The 16718-nt window shown below is 35.6% G+C and carries 12 protein-coding genes; 5 read left to right on the top strand and 7 right to left on the bottom strand.

What is annotated here, in order from left to right:
- Nucleotides 1-121: 121 nt before the first annotated feature.
- Both BT999_RS07075 and BT999_RS07070 read right to left on the bottom strand, forming a co-directional pair.
- Nucleotides 122-3865, bottom strand: coding sequence for a pyruvate carboxylase (locus BT999_RS07075; RefSeq protein ID WP_072697080.1), 3744 nt, complete (start codon nucleotides 3863-3865; stop codon nucleotides 122-124).
- 191 nt (nucleotides 3866-4056) lie between these two features.
- Nucleotides 4057-4905 carry a biotin--[acetyl-CoA-carboxylase] ligase gene (locus BT999_RS07070; protein ID WP_072697079.1) on the bottom strand — a complete coding sequence of 283 codons (849 nt, stop codon included), beginning with the start codon at nucleotides 4903-4905 and terminating at the stop codon, nucleotides 4057-4059.
- A gap of 89 nt (nucleotides 4906-4994) precedes the next feature.
- Between BT999_RS07070 and BT999_RS07065 the strand changes: the two genes are divergently transcribed.
- The 3 genes from BT999_RS07065 to BT999_RS07055 all read left to right on the top strand — a co-directional run bounded on the left by BT999_RS07065 (nucleotide 4995) and on the right by BT999_RS07055 (nucleotide 6997).
- The gene (locus BT999_RS07065; RefSeq protein ID WP_072697078.1) at nucleotides 4995-6152 is read left to right on the top strand and encodes a hypothetical protein; all 1158 of its coding nucleotides are present in this window, start codon (nucleotides 4995-4997) and stop codon (nucleotides 6150-6152) included.
- 219 nt (nucleotides 6153-6371) lie between these two features.
- Nucleotides 6372-6668 carry a DUF2325 domain-containing protein gene (locus BT999_RS07060; protein WP_072697077.1) on the top strand — a complete coding sequence of 99 codons (297 nt, stop codon included), beginning with the start codon at nucleotides 6372-6374 and terminating at the stop codon, nucleotides 6666-6668.
- An 11-nt stretch (nucleotides 6669-6679) separates the two neighbouring features.
- Nucleotides 6680-6997 (top strand): tetratricopeptide repeat protein, encoded by a 318-nt coding sequence (locus tag BT999_RS07055; RefSeq protein ID WP_072697076.1) that lies wholly within the window; start codon nucleotides 6680-6682, stop codon nucleotides 6995-6997.
- 116 nt (nucleotides 6998-7113) lie between these two features.
- Here the strand turns inward: BT999_RS07055 and BT999_RS07050 are convergent, their stop codons facing one another.
- Both BT999_RS07050 and xerD read right to left on the bottom strand, forming a co-directional pair.
- Entirely contained in the window at nucleotides 7114-9573 is a 2460-nt protein-coding gene (locus tag BT999_RS07050; RefSeq protein ID WP_072697075.1) for a Lon protease family protein, read from the bottom strand.
- Between the two features lie 130 nt (nucleotides 9574-9703).
- Nucleotides 9704-10621 carry a site-specific tyrosine recombinase XerD gene (xerD, locus tag BT999_RS07045; protein ID WP_072697074.1) on the bottom strand — a complete coding sequence of 306 codons (918 nt, stop codon included), beginning with the start codon at nucleotides 10619-10621 and terminating at the stop codon, nucleotides 9704-9706.
- A gap of 180 nt (nucleotides 10622-10801) precedes the next feature.
- On the opposite strand from xerD, the gene folK reads away from it, so the two are divergent.
- Together folK and BT999_RS07035 are read left to right on the top strand one after the other, a co-directional pair.
- Nucleotides 10802-11338, top strand: coding sequence for a 2-amino-4-hydroxy-6-hydroxymethyldihydropteridine diphosphokinase (gene folK / locus BT999_RS07040; protein ID WP_072697073.1), 537 nt, complete (start codon nucleotides 10802-10804; stop codon nucleotides 11336-11338).
- A gap of 24 nt (nucleotides 11339-11362) precedes the next feature.
- Nucleotides 11363-11668, top strand: coding sequence for a transcriptional regulator (locus tag BT999_RS07035; protein WP_342741868.1), 306 nt, complete (start codon nucleotides 11363-11365; stop codon nucleotides 11666-11668).
- Between the two features lie 95 nt (nucleotides 11669-11763).
- On the opposite strand, the gene BT999_RS07030 is transcribed toward BT999_RS07035, so the two are convergent.
- The 3 genes from BT999_RS07030 to BT999_RS07020 all read right to left on the bottom strand — a co-directional run bounded on the left by BT999_RS07030 (nucleotide 11764) and on the right by BT999_RS07020 (nucleotide 16532).
- Nucleotides 11764-12783, bottom strand: a complete 1020-nt coding sequence (locus BT999_RS07030) for a TrmO family methyltransferase domain-containing protein (protein ID WP_072697072.1) — start codon at nucleotides 12781-12783, stop codon at nucleotides 11764-11766.
- A 293-nt stretch (nucleotides 12784-13076) separates the two neighbouring features.
- The gene (thiL, locus tag BT999_RS07025; RefSeq protein WP_072697071.1) at nucleotides 13077-14165 is read right to left on the bottom strand and encodes a thiamine-phosphate kinase; all 1089 of its coding nucleotides are present in this window, start codon (nucleotides 14163-14165) and stop codon (nucleotides 13077-13079) included.
- A gap of 24 nt (nucleotides 14166-14189) precedes the next feature.
- On the bottom strand, nucleotides 14190-16532 hold the full coding sequence (locus BT999_RS07020) for an ATP-dependent helicase (protein WP_072697070.1): 2343 nt from the start codon (nucleotides 16530-16532) through the stop codon (nucleotides 14190-14192).
- Between the last annotated feature and the right edge of the window lie 186 nt (nucleotides 16533-16718).

The raw sequence follows: 16718 nt of genomic DNA, 5'->3' as shown, positions 1-16718 counted from the left end.
ACATTAACAGTAAGTATATACATATTTTATCTTGTTTCAAATAAAATATGTATATACTTTTTTTATAATACTTTGTGTTTCTAAACTCGTCAATCTTTTATCTTAAGCAAGTTTTTAATGTTTACTTTTTGGTTGATTTTTTTGTGTCTTGTGTGGTTGTGTTGTTTGGCAATTTATATCCGCAATAAGGGCAAAAATCTATTCCTTCGATAGAGATAGGTTTATGACAAGCTTTATTCGGACAAATAGCAGGCACAGGGGCAAGTTCTACTAACAACTCACCTTCTTTAACCGGAATCATCTGTTTGCTTTCCTTATAATCTGCCGTTTTTAAAACTCGTTTAACTAATCCGGAAACAGGTGATACAACCGCTTTTTCTTGTTTCATAATAGAAATATTACATATTTCTTCGCCGGCTTTTACTATATCACCGGGGCTTACATACATAACCCACATATCTCCGTTACTTGGTGCGGCGATATGATATTCATTATTGGGGTCTGCTTTTACCAAACCTTTTTCGTTGGTAGAAGTAGCCTTTGCTACCTGTACATCAACGGACATTATTTCAGAATCAAGGAAATAACGCACGACAGAAATACCGTTATTATCCGGTGGTTGAATGCTTAAAATGCTTAAATGGTGAGGCTTTCCTTTAGTATCAGTAAAGTTTAATTCTTCACCGACCGAAAGCCCTTCAAACCAAATATCAAGAGGCAATCTGTTTGGGTCGCCGTAGGTTTGTTGAAACTCTATTGTTTTAATGGCGTCAGCCGGGTGGTTAAGATACATAACCAACTCTTCTTTATTCGCTTTGCGATGTAGAATTTCGTTTAAGTGTTTGTTTTCTGCTTCTATATCAATATCATTTAGTGATTCAAGAGGAGATTTTTCAACTCTCTTTTTAATTGCTTTTTCCCACTCGTTGCCAAAGGCACTTTGATATACCCAGTCAGCAGGAAAACCTAAAGGCAGTTTTCCAAACTTACCTAACAATAAGTCTTTAAACGCATCATTACAATCACGGTAAATGATCAGTCTTTCTTCCTTCATTTGCGGGGTGAGTTGTTTTTCGGGCGTATTACAAGTTTCTTCCATTACCTTTAAAAGATAAGCAACTTCTTCTTCTCCGCCACGTTTAAAGGCACTAGTTACAGCTAAAAACGCCGTATTCCATGTTATTTGAGACCCCGGAGTAACGTCATGATAGCGTACAATCTTTCTGGTAGAAGTCAAAAAGTGAAGCATATGAGGCAATAAGCGAATATAACCTTGCTTCATTGCTCCTTCTTGAGAAGAAGAGGTTGCACCGCCCGGCATACCGTGTTCCACTACGTCATAGTCGACTCCTTGGAAATAAGGAGCTGTATATTTATCGTAGTATGGCATAATTTGTTTTAATACATAATTACAATCTCGAATTACATTTTTATCGATCATTGTTTTAAGACCCAGTTCATTTTCAAGGTAAGCCGCTGTTGATAACACATCGCCTTGACCATACCAACGAACGGAAGCACCTATACCGGTATCTACAATATTAGCTCCGGCTTTTGCCGCAGCACCGACAGCAGGTACAAAAAGACCATCTGTACAATGTCTATGATAATGTAGAACCAAATCAGGATATTTCTTTCTTAACGCCGTAATCAAATTGGTCATATAGGTAGGAGAGGCAATCCCTGCCATATCTTTTACACCCAATATCACTTCAGAGCTGATTTTATCTTTAGAAATACCGCTGACACTTGCACACATTTTTAACATTTCATCGGCAACATCAAGATAATGTTCAACGCTAAAGCCGTTTCCGGGCGAAAGAGATATAGCCGGTTCAAATATACGGTCTTTGCGGTTTAATGCGATTTCGGCGAAAGGACGCATATTGTCAACATGGTTTAAAAAATCGAAACAGCGAATTACATGATAATGTTCACAAACCATTTCCGCAGTCATTTGCATTAAGTTTTTGGGTTGTGGTTTATACCCTAAAACGTTTGTAGAGCGAATCAGAATTTGCTTTAAAGTTTTTGGTGCAAACTTATTCCATTCCTCAGCTTCTGTGAACGGATAAGTCATATTAGCGAGCATAGCCACGTGGAAATGGGCTCCGCCACCGTTTTCTAAAGAAAAGAAGTTTGAGTTGTCAAGGTATGGACCAACAAGTCTGTCTTCTGCTTCTCTAAAACGGTTTCCGCTGTTTGATTGGGTAGTATCACGACCTGTGCAATCAGTAAAATGCACGACGCCTGAATCTCTGATAAAGCTTATTAAGGCTTTACGATCATCTTTTGGATATGGAGATTGGCGTTTTTGAATTTCTGAACGAATAGGTGGCAATACCGGTTCAAAGCGTGCCATTTTAGGACAATAAAGGTTGCGATATTCACCTAATTGAACAAAGGGGTTATAACCTCTTGCAGAAATCTCGGCCGTTAACTTGGCTAAACGTTCCGATTCCGGTGCAAGGTCAAGGTAACGCATTAGTGAAGGTGTATTGGCGATAAAGTTTGTATCATAAGTACCTTCGCGGAACTTAGGATTTTTTAATAGTTGACGATAGAATGGAATTGTTGTTTTTACTCCACCAATAGTATATTCTCCGAGAGCACGTTCCATTATCCCTAAAACCTTACTCCAGCCTTGACCGTAGGTAATAAGTAGGGCAGCCGCAGAGTCATAGTTAGAAGGAAACTCATAACCGGCACAAATATTTGAATCTAAGCGAACGCCGGGGCCACCGGGAGAAACATAACGCACAACCAAGCCTGAGTTTGGTGCAAATTGTTTTTGTGGATTTTCACAGTTTATTCTAACTTGCATAGCGTTATGAACAGGGCGAGTATTAGCCTCGTTAAAACGTAATCTTCCACCAAAAGCAACGGAAATTTGTTCTTCTACAAGGTCTATTCCGTAGCGAGCTTCTGTGATACCGTGTTCTACTTGAAGACGAGTATTAACTTCGATTAAATACGGAGTTCCGTCTTCGGTAACTAAAAATTCAACAGTACAAAGAGAATAATAACCAACTTTGCGTACTAAAGTGCGTGCGTAATCTTTTAATCTTTCTCTTAAACCTTCGCTAAAATTAGCCCAAGGAGAAGGGGTTATTTCGATGAGTTTTTGGTTGTTACGTTGAATAGTACAATCACGCTCATCAAAGGCAAATACGTTTCCATATTGGTCGGCAATAATTTGTATTTCTATGTGGCGAATATTGGTTAATAATTTTTCAACATAGACTCTGGGGTTTCCGAAAGAGGCTTGTGCCATTGTAGAAGCTTTAAAAAAGGCTTCGTCCAATTCTTCTTTTGAATGAACGGCAAAAATACCACGTCCGCCACCGCCACCTTCGGCTTTTAACATAATCGGAAAGCCAATTTCAGAGGCGACTTTTTTCGCAATCGGTACGTCAACAGCACCGTCAGAACCGGGAACAACGGGAATACCCAGTTGTTTTGCAAGTTTACGCACTTCAACTTTATTTCCTAAAAGTTTCATAGATTCAGCCGCAGAACCAATAAATAAAATTCCGGCTTCCTTACACTTAATCGGAAACGCTTCGTCTTCTGATGCAAAGCCCCAACCCGGGTGGATAGCGATAACGCCACGACGTTTTGCTTTTGCTATAATATAATCAATATCAAGATAAGCACGAGGGTCTGAGCCTAAAAGCATCAATTCTTGTGCCGCTGAGGCTGCCGGAGAGGTTTTATCCGTGTCTGTGGCGGTTAAAATGGCTATGGCATCAAAACGTTCTTTGATGGAACGACAAATACGTCTACCCGGAATACCGCGGTTAGCTACTAAAATAGCTTTTCCCTTAACTTCTGCCAATACGTCATCGAAACTTTTAATAGACATAAAGAACCTCTTCTTAAATAAATTATATAATGCTGTTACCTTGATATTATTAAAATATCTAAAAAATACATTAAAATAAGTATGTTACCCTTATTACAACTTAACAACAAAGCTTTTGAAAAAATTTAATAATAAGCTTAGGTGTTAATCAGCCTTAAGTTATAGTCTAAATGCTGAAATGTAAATAAAATTTAAGAGCTTTTTTGTATAAAAGGTAAAAGACTGCCATAATTAACTTTATGCTGTTTACCGTTATTGTCTTTTAGCAATAAAGAACCATCAAGATCAAGACCATTGATAACTCCTTGTAAGGCTTCATTGTTGTTTGTATCATGCGGTAAAATAACAACGCTTTGATTTTTAAAAGCTAAAAATTTTTCAGCTATCTTAAAAATATTGTGAAGATTACCGTCTTTAATCTGTTGATTATAGAGATTGGTTACTCCTTGGATAAGGGGTAGCCAAAGTTTTAAAAGTTCTTTTTGAGAGAAACAATATTGTTTTTCTGTGGCTAATGAACTCGCTATAAGAGCATGGTCTTTTCTTAATTGTTCTTTATCGGGAAAACTGTTAATATTTATACCTATTCCGACTAAAAGGTGTCCGTTTTTTTCTTCTAATAAAATACCACCGATTTTTTTATTGTTTAAAACAAGGTCATTGATCCATTTTAGTTGAATATTATAACCCAGCGTTTGAAAGGCTGAGCAAAACAAAGACCCTATAATCACCGCAGCCCCTTGTGATTTGGTCATATTATCCAAAGGAAGATGCCATGCGGCATAAATATTTCCTTTTGGAGAAACCCAGTTTCGTCTTAATTGTCCTCTGCCTGAACTTTGGTTTAAAGTAAGAACAGAACCGAAAAATGGAAGAGCATTATTTTTTATTAAATGCCAGCCAAGATCAAGGCTTGAACTTGATTCTCCGGCAAGAATTATGTTTTGTTCCGTTGTGATTTCTTCATTTTCCAGCCCCCAGTCTTTTAAGGTTGTGGCTTGAGTTAAGTTTTCAATATCTTTTGTTAAAACAGTAATCATTTTTCTTCCTAAAACGTTAAATATAATTGTTGAAAATAGTTTTTTATTTTATGATTGTAGATATTCAGTGCTTTTTGAGGTGTATGTGTATGAAATATTATTTAGTCGGTGGTGCCGTGCGTGATTTGCTTCTTGGTAAAAAGCCGAGGGAGTATGATTATAGCCTTGATCAGGAAGCTTTTGAATATATAATGTTAAAAGAAAATTCTCGCAAGGTGGGAAAAAGCTATGAGATTTGTATAGAGAACGGAATAGAATATAGCCGCCTTCGAGGGAACGATATTTATGTTGATCTTTTAGAAAGAGATTTAACAATCAACGCTTTGGCATTAGACGGAGAAGGGCGTATTTATGCCCACCCACAGGCGTTAAATGATTTAAAAAATAAAATATTAGCCCCTTGTTCAGAGCTTTCTTTTAAACAAGACCCAGTTAGGGTTTATAGAGCAGCAAGATTTCACGCCACATTTCCTGATTTTTCTTTGTCAAAAACAGCTTGTCTTTTAATGGCACAAGAAAGATTTTGCGGTTCGTTGGAATATATTGCTGCGGAACAACTTTGCAACGAAACCATTAAGGCGTTAAACAGTAAAAAACCCGGAAATTTTTTAAGAGGTATGTTGAAAGGACAAGTTCTTACTCCTTGGTTTAAAGAGCTTGAAGGGGCAGACGATATACCGGCAGGTCCGGTGAAATATCATAATTCTTCTGTGCTGGAACATACAGCCACAGTAATGGATAGTATTTCAAAAGATATAGAAAACAATATGTTATTGTTTAAAACTATTGAAGAAAAGTTTGAAGTAAAAACTTTGGCGGTTTGGATGGGGTTATGTCATGACCTTGGAAAAACAACAACAGATAAAGAGCTTTTGCCTCGCCATTTTGGACATGAATTACGAGGTATAAACTTAGCCATCGCACTTGGAACTCGTTTAAAAATGCCGACTAAATTTATTAAGGCCGGTGAAATCGCAGTAAAACTACATACTAAAGCCGCACTTTATTCTCAATTAAGGTCGGGAACAAAAGTTAAGCTTTTAACAGAGCTTCATTATCATAACTTGCTGAGACCTTTTTTGTACTTACTTCATGCGGATTCCGGGCTTGATTTAAGCGAAGAAATACAAAGAGATTTGCATGAAATATTGGCTGTTAAATTGCCGGACCAATATCAAAATCAAGGTAAAAAATCAGGCGAAATGTTACAACAATTGCGTATCTTAGCTTTAAACAAAAGTAATTAAAGACACTAAAATATATTATTTATCTAGTAATATCAAGATTTTACCTAATTAAATTGTGTGTCTGTTATTTTTTTGTGCTGTCTCAATAAAAAAGATATTGACTTTCATTATCATAATGGTTAAAAGACAAAACATAGCGTTTGTACTTTCATCTAATAAGGCAAATGAGTTAATTATTGCCAATAACATCTTGTAATAGCAAATGATAAAGGAGGAGTCATGTCTATAGTCTTAATTGGAGGAATAGAAAACCAAAAAAGTAATTATATAAAAAATGCACAAAAAATAGGTATTAATCTTAAGGTTTTTACAGGACATGAAAGAAACGTAGGGAGTAGAATAGGTAAACCTGATGCTGTTATTATTCTTACCAAAGTTATCTCTCATGTAGCGAAACAAGAAGTTTCTCAAAAAGCAAAAACAATAGGTGTTGGTGTGGTTTATCAAAAACTTACGGGGCTAAACCACTTACAGGCATGTTTTCAATCATTAATAAAAGATTATAAAAAGAGATAAAGGATAAAATCATGTGTGCTATGCGACAATTAAGCGAATTAAATAAACAAGGAATGAGAGCTTGTGCGGAAAAAGATTGGAATAATGCAGAGTTTTTGCTGACTCAGGCTTTAAATCAAGGTATTGCAATTGGTTCTAACGTGTTAGAAGCAAAACTCAGGAATAATATTGGCATTATGTATACGCTTTCAGGACGCCACCAAGAAGCTCATGTTCATTTTAGTTCAGCTTTGGATAAATTAACAACGAAAATAGGTAAAAAAGGGAAGTTTTATCATGTGTTATGTGATAATATCCAAAAAAACACCTTAAGGATCAACACAAAATAGAGAGGTTGATCCTTGATAGTTAAAGTAACACTTTATGTTTTTATTGTTTCATTTTATATCAAAAAACACGCTTTTCCATTAAGGTTAAAGCGTGTTTTTTGATTATATTTTTTAAGTTATTTATTTCTAACTGTTTGATATTTAATGGCTAGTTTGGCTAATTCGCTTAAACGATGGTCTACTAAGCGATATAGAGAATTTAAGCTAAAAGTTCCATCTTTACGCATTTTTCCGGCAGGTAAACCGGTCAATAGTTCTATCGCCTCATCTATGTGTTTTACGGGGTAGATAAAAAACTGTTGGTTTTTAATAGCGTCTAAAACTCCGTTATCAAGCATAACTTGATCAAGGTTGTCATAAGGAATAATTACACCTTGGCTTCCTGTGAGTCCGCGTCTGCGACAGAGCTCGAAAAAACCTTCTATTTTAGGGTTTACTCCACCAACCGCCATTATTTGACCCGATTGATTAACCGCCCCCGTAAAAGCCAAAGACAAGTTTACGGGTACATCGGAAAGAGCGGAAAGCAAGGCAACAAGCTCGGCACCTGAGGCTGAGTCTCCTTCAATTCCGGCATAGCTTTGTTCAAAGCAAATACTTCCCGTAAGAATTATAGGTTTTTTCCGTGCAAAAAGAGCTAAAAGATAAGTTTTTATAATGAGCATGGCTTTTGTATGAATAGGTCCGCTAAGAGCTGCTTCTCTTTCAAGATCAATAATGCCGTCATGTCCAACGCCGATAGTACAGGCAATTTGATGTGGAAGACCAAACTCAAAATCGCCAAAAGCGGTAACCGACAATCCGTTAACCCGCCCGACCGCTTCACCGCTAGTATGGACTTTAATCACTTTTCTTTCATAATCTTCGAGGTACAATTCTTCATAAAGATTGTTGCGATATTTATGATCTTTGCCGGCTTGTTCTATATATTCATAGCTTACAATATCTTTTTTGTTTATTTTTGCTAAAGTAGACGCTTCAATCATTACTTCTCTTAACAATGGAAATTTTAACGAAAGTTTTTTGCGATCTTCTCTAAGTTTAGAGCCAAAATCAATTAAAGCCGCTAAGGCTGTTTTGTCAAAATGTAATAATTTGTTTTCATCTATAATTTTTCTGACAGAGGTTAAATACATTTTTACGCCGTCTGCGTTGCATTCGGTATCAGGGTTTAAATGGGCTTTGATTTTAAACAATTTACTAAAACGATCGTCATGTTCCAAAAGGTGTTCATATAAATCTTCGGTTCCTATAAGAATTACTTTTAAAGACAGCTTTAATGGTTCAGGTTCAAGCCCCTTGGTTTTAGTTACTTCTTGAGCATCACCCGCATCTTCTATATGGGCAAAGCCTGAACGCAAAGCTCTTAATAAACCTTCAAACGCAAGCGGATTGGGAATAAGGTCATTAAGATGTATAACTAAAAAACCGCCGTTGGCACGGTGGAGAGATCCGGCTTTAATTAAGCTAAAGTCTGTAATTAATGCCCCCATTTCACTTTCACGTTCAATACAGCCAAGCAAATTGGAAAGCGTTGGGTGATCGTCGTGGATAATAGGAGCACCTTGTAACTTTGAGTTATCTACAATTAAATTAGCCTCATAGCGATGATCTATTTGTTCAAGTTGTTCTTGATTGGGAAGGTGGCTTGGGGCTTGAGAAACTCCTTGTTGAAAGCTTGCTTGAATGGGCAACTCTTTTAACAAAAAGGCTTCTAAGTTTTCCAAAATATCTTTTTGTAACATCTCAATATAGCTTTCTAAATTCTTTTTACTTGAGTCTGATACGGCAGTAGGCTGAATTTTTTTTGTAAGCACTTCAAATTTCTTTTTCAAGATAACTTGAGCCAATTCTTTTTCCAACTTTTTTTCACTTTCAACAAAGTGTTGTTCTAATTTTGATAAATCTCTAAGTTGAGGGCTAAACGACTTGGTCAATTTTGCCCCTCTTGAGCGTATTTCTTTTCTTAAATTTACATCAAGAGTATCAAAGTCTTGAGGGTTTAATCTTTTTCCTTCAAAAAGAGGATACAAAGTAATTCCGCCTTGATCATCAAGGTCAAGGTGAAAACCATGTTTTTCTGCGGTGGTATTCATTTGATTGATAAGCTTGTCTCTTTTAGATTGAAAGCTATCATAAATTGTGTTGCGTTGTTTTTCAAAACTATCTTTTTCAAATTCGGCAACAACCTCTTTTCTGATATTGAGTAATATTTCTTTTAAAGTTGCTTGAAATTTTTTGCCAGTTCCATGAGTTAAGCTGATTAAAAGAGGTTTGTCGGTATCAACAAAATTATGCAGATATAATAAGTCAGGCGGAGTTGGATATTTTTTGGCTTTTGGTTTTAAAAACTCATTCACAAGATAAAACCTGCCATAATCGGCTTCGCCTGAAAGATAAATATTATATCCGCTATGTTCTATATTTAATGCAAGTTCCAGAGCTTGAATAGCTCTTTTGTGAGGAGAACGCCAAAGTCTGGGAACGGGAATTTTTTGGCTGTTGTCAAAAGGAATTTTTTCCTGTGGGAATTTTGCTGTAAGTTTTTCAAAAGAAAGGGGCTGAATTTTTGTCATGATGATATTACTTTATATGTTGTTTTTATTTATCTGTAAATTTTAGGTTGATTATGTTACGTAGAACCTAGTATTATATTATATAATCATAAAAAAGACTAGAACTTATTTAATTATTAAAATCAAGCTCTTATTCAGGTTTGCTTCTTGGATGATGCATTTTGTGAATTTCTGTTAAACGTTCGGTCTGTACATGGGTATAAATTTCAGTTGCACTAACATCAGAATGTCCCAACAACATTTGAACGCTTCTTAAATCAGCACCGCCATCTAAAAGATGAGTTGCAAAAGAATGGCGAAAAGTATGGGGAGAAATATCTTTTTTTATTCCGGCCTCCAAAGCTCTTTTTTGTACCATTTTCCAAACAGCTACTCGTGATAAGGAGGCTCCGTTACGATTAAGAAAAATGTTTTTACACTTTGGCAAAAACAAAGGACGCCAGTTTTGAATGTAATTGTTTAAGAAAGTGGCGGCGGTGTTGTGAATTGGTGTATAGCGTTCTTTAGAGCCTTTTCCAAAGATTTTTAACAAGCCTGTTTGTGCATCAAAATTTAACGGGCTTAAAGAACATAATTCAGAAACTCTTAAGCCGGCCGCATAAAGTAATTCTAAAATAGTTCGATCTCTGTATCCAAACTTATCGTTTAAATCTAGGCTGTTAAATAAAGAGGTCATCTCTTCTTTCGTTAAAACATCAGGAATTGTGCGTGGTAGTTTGGGGTTTTCTAAAAACTGCGAGGGGTCGTGGTTAAAGACTCCTTCTTCGAGGGCAAAAGAAAAAAGCCCTCTTAACGCCGCTAAATGGCGAGCTAGGCTACGCCCCGATAAGCCTCTTCGTCTAATATAAACGATATAAAGATATAATATTTCTTGATCAACATCTTCAAGTTGAATATCTTTTTCTTTTAAAAAAACAGAAAAATCACTTAAATCATAAGAATATGAACTTAAAGTGTTTTCAGACAAACCCTTTTCCACCAGTAATTTTTCTAAAAAACCGTCAATCAAAGGGTGGAGCTTTAAGATTTCTTTTTTTTGTATTGTCATAGATTCGGAATATTTATTGGTTGTAAAAAATGAATAGCTATTTTAATATACTAAAGTTTTACCGACACATATTTTAAAATCAGTGCAACTTTATTTAATGCGTTTATATTCTATTATTACATCTGAACAATATTAGCAAATATTTGTATTCAGCTCGGTAAGACACTAAGGAGTTTATTAATGAGCTTAAAAAACATACAACTTGAACATTTAAAAAAACATCTGGCTTATATTTCGCTTGGATCAAATATTGGCGATTCTCGGAAACATTTAAAATCAGCTCGAGAGGCTCTTTCCGCTTTACCAGGAATAAGCATAAGCTCTTTATCTCGAGTTTATAAGACAGAACCTCAAGAGATAAAAGAACAACCTTGGTTTTATAACCAAGTTCTTTGTCTTTCTTGTCATCATGCTGTTACCCCCGAGGGGCTTTTAGAGTCTTTGTTAGATATAGAAAAAAGTCTTGGCAGAAAAAGAGAAGGTGTAAAACCTAAAGGTCCAAGAACTATTGACCTTGATTTATTATTTTTTGATCAGGAACAATGCAATACAAAAGAGCTTGTTTTGCCCCACCCAAGGTTGCATGAACGAGCCTTTGTTTTAGTTCCTTTATTAGAAATTAACCCCGACCTTTGCTTGCCAAATTCTTTAAGTTTAAATACTTTATTAAAATCCTTGCCATATCGACTGGAAAATGACAAAATACTTCAGTCGTAATTATTAATTATTAGGAGAAAAAGCATGTTGTGGAAGTTTCTTATCTTTGGACTGCTTGGTTTTCTTTTATACAAGATGTTTGTTTTGGATAAAAAGAAAAAGGGTGAAAATAAAGAGAATGTTAACGAAAAAATGTATGCACAAGGGAAAATGGCAAAAGACCCGATTTGCGGAGCATATGTTTCTGTGTCTGAAAGTAGCATAAAAGTTAAAGACGGCAACACAATACACAGATTTTGCAGCTATGATTGCAGAGATGCTTTTTTAGAAAAATTAAGAGCAGAAGGGCGACAAATTCCGGAATCAAAAAACAATGACGATGATGAATAACTAACAGGTTGAAAATAATAATTAACTTGTGATCTTGTTAAAATGATTAAGAGTAAGTTTTTTCGCTTACTCTTTTTTATTTTGTAAATTATTCTCTAAATAGAATTTAGTTGAATTTCTGCTAATATTTCAAGTTCTTCCGCCAACGCTAAAGCTTCACTTAAAGTTTTTCCCCAAGTACAAAGCCCATGTTTTTGCATAAAAATCGCTTGGTAAGTTAAAGAAAGTTTAGCAACTTCAGACGCTAATTTTTGAGAACCGGCAGGAAACGCAGAACATATTCCCAATTTTTTCTTAAAAGTATCAGCTTCAAAAAGGTCAAGCTTAATAAAATTATCAGCCCCGACTTTGTTCATAAGTGCAAGCATTTTCGGCGGGTGTACATGCACAATCGCAAAAGCTTCCGCTTGGGTTTTATAAATTTCAAGGTGCATTTTAGTTTCAGATGAAGGGGTTGCCCCTGTTAGCAATTCAGCGTTTTTTATATTGACTAAAGCCAGTTTTGATTTATCAAGCTCTTTTTTTACAGAGCCAGAGGCAGTAATCAGGCAAGTTGAGTCCGTTGTTTTTATGCTCATATTACCGTTAAAACCGCTTAAAAGTTTTCTTTCCCATGCGTAGCGACAATAAAGTTTTAACTCTTCCGTTTCTTTGGTGGGTATAAGTCCATCTTGCTTGTTTTGTATAAGTTTTTTTCTTTGTTCCGCATTGGTTTTTATATCTATGATTGGTGTTTCGTCCAAGCAGTCTAAGGTCTTTCCTTCGACAGGAATCACTTTTAATTCATAATAACCGTTATCCAATGCCTTTATTTTTTTTATGATAACATCGTGTAAACCTATGGGGTTAGGGCGAATTGGACTTCTGGTATTAAAAACCCCACGTTTTTGTTGTTCTTTATTGTTGTGGGGGTATACCTGTAAAACATCTCGTTTGGCTTTATGTAGCCAAGAAAGTATAGTTATTTCCTGTTCCACTTCTAATGACATCAAACCATAAACATAATCAGGATAAATTATAACAATTGCAATATCTTTATCTTCTTTTTCGAAGATACTTTGTTCGTCCGATTTCGCAACAATAATTTCACCAATGCTTTTGAGTGAGTAGTCCATAGTTCAGCTCCCACGATGTATATATAAATATCTATATAAGACCATTGCAAAACTCCGTTTTGCGTGCTTTTGTCATCGTTTTATGCTCTGTATACACATAAAACGTTTTAAGATACAAAAACCACTCATTTTGCAGGAATATTAAAATTTCCCCTTGTTTCGGGGAATACACCCGAAACCCCCAAGTCCATGGCAGGCAAAGCCAGCCTAGTGTCCTTATTCGTGGTTTTTGGAGTGTCTTTCTGGCGAAAGCCACTTAGAGGCTATTATACAATAATCTTTATATACTATTTTTATTGAAAATGGTCAAAGCCTTTAAGGTGTAATTTTTGTTTATTCAAGATTATTTCGTTGTGTGTTGTAACTCTTCCCAGTTCTTGTATTTGAGGTAGGCAGAGCTTTAGTTTGTCCCAGTGGGGTTCGTCGCAGGTTCCGAATAAAACATAGTCTTCTCCGCCATAAACACTTTGAAGTAATTTATGGTTTTTTGTTTGTTGTTTAATTGGAATAAACCCGCCATCTTCCCATAAATCAAGCTCTTTGTCTAAAGTGGTCTCATTTATGTTAAGCTCGGCTCCAAGTTCTTTTTCTTTACTGTTTAACAACCTTGGTAAATCGGATAATATTCCGTCGGAAAGATCCATTAAACCTAAGCGACAATTTGGGTGTTGGAAGTTAAACTCGGTTAATATACAAGACTCTTTAAGTTGAGGCGTGGGGGTTAAATGAGCCTGCATGGCTTTTGGAATTTGTTCTTTTAATTGTTTACGCAAATCAAAAAAATATTGATTGAGTTCATCTTTTTTAAGTTTTTTTTGTTTTTTTAATTCATATTCCAACTTACAAAGAGCTAATCTCGCTAAACCAAAAGATCCGGTAACAAAGATAATATCACCTTCTTTCGCTTGGCTACGCCTTAAAAAATATGGTTTATTCGGGTGTTGTTCCTTTGTTTGTTTTGTTTCTCCCCAAATCGCAATACCAAAACCCAGTTTTTTGTCTAAAGACAAATCTCCGCCACAAAGCGGAAGTTTATATTGGTTAGCTAAATTGCTTATTCCTTGAAATATTTGTTCAATATCAAGAGTTTTTATTTTTTTAGGCAAGCTGAGGTTTAGGGCAAAACCGAGCGGAGTTGCACCACTTGCGGCTAAGTCGCTTAGGTTGATCGCCAAGGCTTTATGTCCAATTTCTTCCGGTGTAAAATAAATTCTTCTAAAATGAATATCTTCTAAAAATAAATCAGTTGATAAAGCCAGATATGGCGTTTTAATTTTTAACTCGGCACAATCGTCGCCACGCCCTAAAACAAGATGGTCGTTTTGATTAATAAAATATTTATCAATCAACCTTAAAACTTCTTTTTCTGATTTTATATACATTTTAACAACTTATATTCTATAAAATTAATCGTCAATTTTTAAGTAATCAGACAAAATTACCTTTACACCTATTCCGGGAAAATTGACTTTATATTTATCAGGCGGAAGCTCTTCTATTATTTTTCCACGTCCAAAAATACGGTGTGTGCAAAGCCCTAAACTGCGAGGGTCTTTGGCTTGAGTTGTGTTTGTATTTTGTTCAACTGTTGAGGGTATCGGGGGATTATTTGCCGGAGTTATTGTGATTGTCGGGTCAATATCATATTCGGAATTCCATTTCGTTTGCGAAAGTCTTTCCGGCTTATATGTTTGTGTTTGGTTGACTCCAGCACTTTTTTGAGTAAGCCCGCCAATATAATTTTCTTGCCATTCTTCATAAAGTTCTGTTTTTAATTCTTTAATAAACGGACTTGGCTGAACTTGATTGGTTCCGCCTGTTGCCCTATCATAAAGTGAAAGAGGAGAAAATAAATATAACTCGTCTTTTGCTCTGGTACAGGCAACATACATTAACCTTCTTTCTTCTTCAAAATCTTCTATTTTTAACAAAGATTTTTTAGAGGGAAAACGGTCTTCCGCCAAGTCAATAATTAAGACAGCCGACCACTCTAAACCTTTTGCCGAATGTATAGTAGAAAGAGTAATCTTTTCCGTGTCTTCTTGTTGATTTGAGTTAAACGGGTCTTCTAAACAAAGGTCAGCGATAAATAAATCAAGTTCCGTATATGTTGCGGCGATGTGTCCGAGTTCTTCAAGCCCTTGTAAACGTCTGGGGTGGTCATCTGGAAAGTTGCTTGTCAAATATGGTTTATAATGTTCCGTTAGTTCGTCTATGATATAAGACGGACTCGGATTTGAAATGCGTAATTTTTCTATGATTTTTAAATCAGCGGCGAGAGTAGGAGCTTTTTTGCAAATTTTACTTACTTCTTGGTCATCATGGTTTTGCATTGCATTGTAAAGCTTTAAACAAGTTTTAGGACCTATACCTTTACTTAAACTTGTAACTCTTTGAAAAGCGTTAAAATCAAGTGGGTTAACGAGCAGGCGAGCATAACTCATAACATCTTTTATATGTTGTGCTTCTATATAGCGAATTCCGCCATATTTGCGGAAGCGAACACCTCGTTTGTTGAGTTCAAGTTCAAGGTGATAAGAATGATAACCCGAACGAAACAAAACGGCAATTTCGTTAGGTTCATAACGCCCCATAAGTTCAACTATGCGAGATGCAACCAATTTGGCTTGGGTTAAATCGGAAAAAGGCCTGATAACTTGTGGTTTTTGTTTGTTTTCTCTTTTGGTAAAGAGATGTTTTTTATAGCTTTCGACCGCATGATCCAAAACAGAGTTGCATAGATTTAAAATAGACTGGGTAGAGCGATAGTTTTCTTCTAACTTAATAATTTTTGCTTGCGGAAAATGTTCTGTAAATGCCAATATATTTTTTACATTCGCACCTCGGAAAGCATAAATTGATTGTGCATCATCGCCAACCGCCATGATATTGCCTTTTTCTCCGGCTAAAAGGCGTACAAGTCTACACTGTACAAGATTTGTATCTTGATATTCGTCAACCATAATATATTGAAACCTATTTTGATAAGATGTCAATAAATCAGGACGTTCCGTAAACAATCTTTCAAGCTCAAAAAGTAGATCATCATAATCCATTACTGCGTGTTGGCGTTTAAAACTTTTATAGGCTTGATATAATTGCTCTAAGTCGTCGGAATAGGGGAGTAAATGATAAAGCTCTCTTTTAATAACTTCATCAAGACTTAATTCTTTATTTCTTGCTTTACTAAAAAGACTCAAAACCGTTTGACTTTTTGGAAAACTCTTTTCACCTTTGGCAATTTTCAAATTATCTTTACAATCGTGAATAATTCCGCTGCTGTCGCTACTGTCCAAAATATTGGGTGGAGTTGCATAACCCGAAGGATAATATTGGCGTAAAACAGAAAAAGCAAAAGAGTGAAAGGTTCCGCCTTGAAGATTTATCAACGATGTGTGGGGGCTATTTTCTTTATGATAGTAGTAGTTGTTGTTTTCACTTGCACTTAAATCGTTTTCAGGGTATATAATATTACTTGTTGTTTCATTTAACAGCTTTGTTGCTCTTTGTAACATTTCATGTGAGGCTTTTCGAGTAAAGGTTAAAAGCAGTATATTTGACGGTGAGACGCCACTGTTTAATAGATGAGCAAGGCGATAAACAATGGTTCTTGTTTTTCCGCTACCTGCTCCTGCTATGACCAAGGTCGCTCCGTTGATTGATTCAACGGCTTGAAGTTGAGCCTCGTTTAAGTGAGAGTTAAAATCTTTCGTTTGAGTGATTTGTTGGGGTATATTGTTATGATTCATAATTTATGTCAGATATAAATTGTTAAGAAATTAATAAAAAATATGGCTTAAAAGAAAAATATTTTTATAAAAAAATAATAAAACCATTATGTTATTTAGTCAAAATAAAACAAAAAACTAAATATGGGCTTTGTCTTGACGAAAAAGAATAAGTATAGTAATGACAATCTCTTGGTTTTTTAATTT

The sequence above is a fragment of the Desulfovibrio litoralis DSM 11393 genome, assembly GCF_900143255.1.
GTDB lineage: Bacteria > Desulfobacterota > Desulfovibrionia > Desulfovibrionales > Desulfovibrionaceae > Frigididesulfovibrio_A > Frigididesulfovibrio_A litoralis.
The sequence above is the reverse complement of the archived record's forward strand: the minus strand, read 5'-3'. Positions and strand labels throughout refer to the sequence as shown.

Coding starts and splice junctions, on each gene's coding strand:
- BT999_RS07075 (WP_072697080.1), bottom strand. CDS start 3,865: ATGTCTATTAAAAGTTTCGATGACGTATTGGCAGAAGTTAAGGGAAAA.
- BT999_RS07070 (WP_072697079.1), bottom strand. CDS start 4,905: ATGATTACTGTTTTAACAAAAGATATTGAAAACTTAACTCAAGCCACA.
- BT999_RS07065 (WP_072697078.1), top strand. CDS start 4,995: ATGAAATATTATTTAGTCGGTGGTGCCGTGCGTGATTTGCTTCTTGGT.
- BT999_RS07060 (WP_072697077.1), top strand. CDS start 6,372: ATGTCTATAGTCTTAATTGGAGGAATAGAAAACCAAAAAAGTAATTAT.
- BT999_RS07055 (WP_072697076.1), top strand. CDS start 6,680: ATGTGTGCTATGCGACAATTAAGCGAATTAAATAAACAAGGAATGAGA.
- BT999_RS07050 (WP_072697075.1), bottom strand. CDS start 9,573: ATGACAAAAATTCAGCCCCTTTCTTTTGAAAAACTTACAGCAAAATTC.
- xerD (WP_072697074.1), bottom strand. CDS start 10,621: ATGACAATACAAAAAAAAGAAATCTTAAAGCTCCACCCTTTGATTGAC.
- folK (WP_072697073.1), top strand. CDS start 10,802: ATGAGCTTAAAAAACATACAACTTGAACATTTAAAAAAACATCTGGCT.
- BT999_RS07035 (WP_342741868.1), top strand. CDS start 11,363: ATGTTGTGGAAGTTTCTTATCTTTGGACTGCTTGGTTTTCTTTTATAC.
- BT999_RS07030 (WP_072697072.1), bottom strand. CDS start 12,783: ATGGACTACTCACTCAAAAGCATTGGTGAAATTATTGTTGCGAAATCG.
- thiL (WP_072697071.1), bottom strand. CDS start 14,165: ATGTATATAAAATCAGAAAAAGAAGTTTTAAGGTTGATTGATAAATAT.
- BT999_RS07020 (WP_072697070.1), bottom strand. CDS start 16,532: ATGAATCATAACAATATACCCCAACAAATCACTCAAACGAAAGATTTT.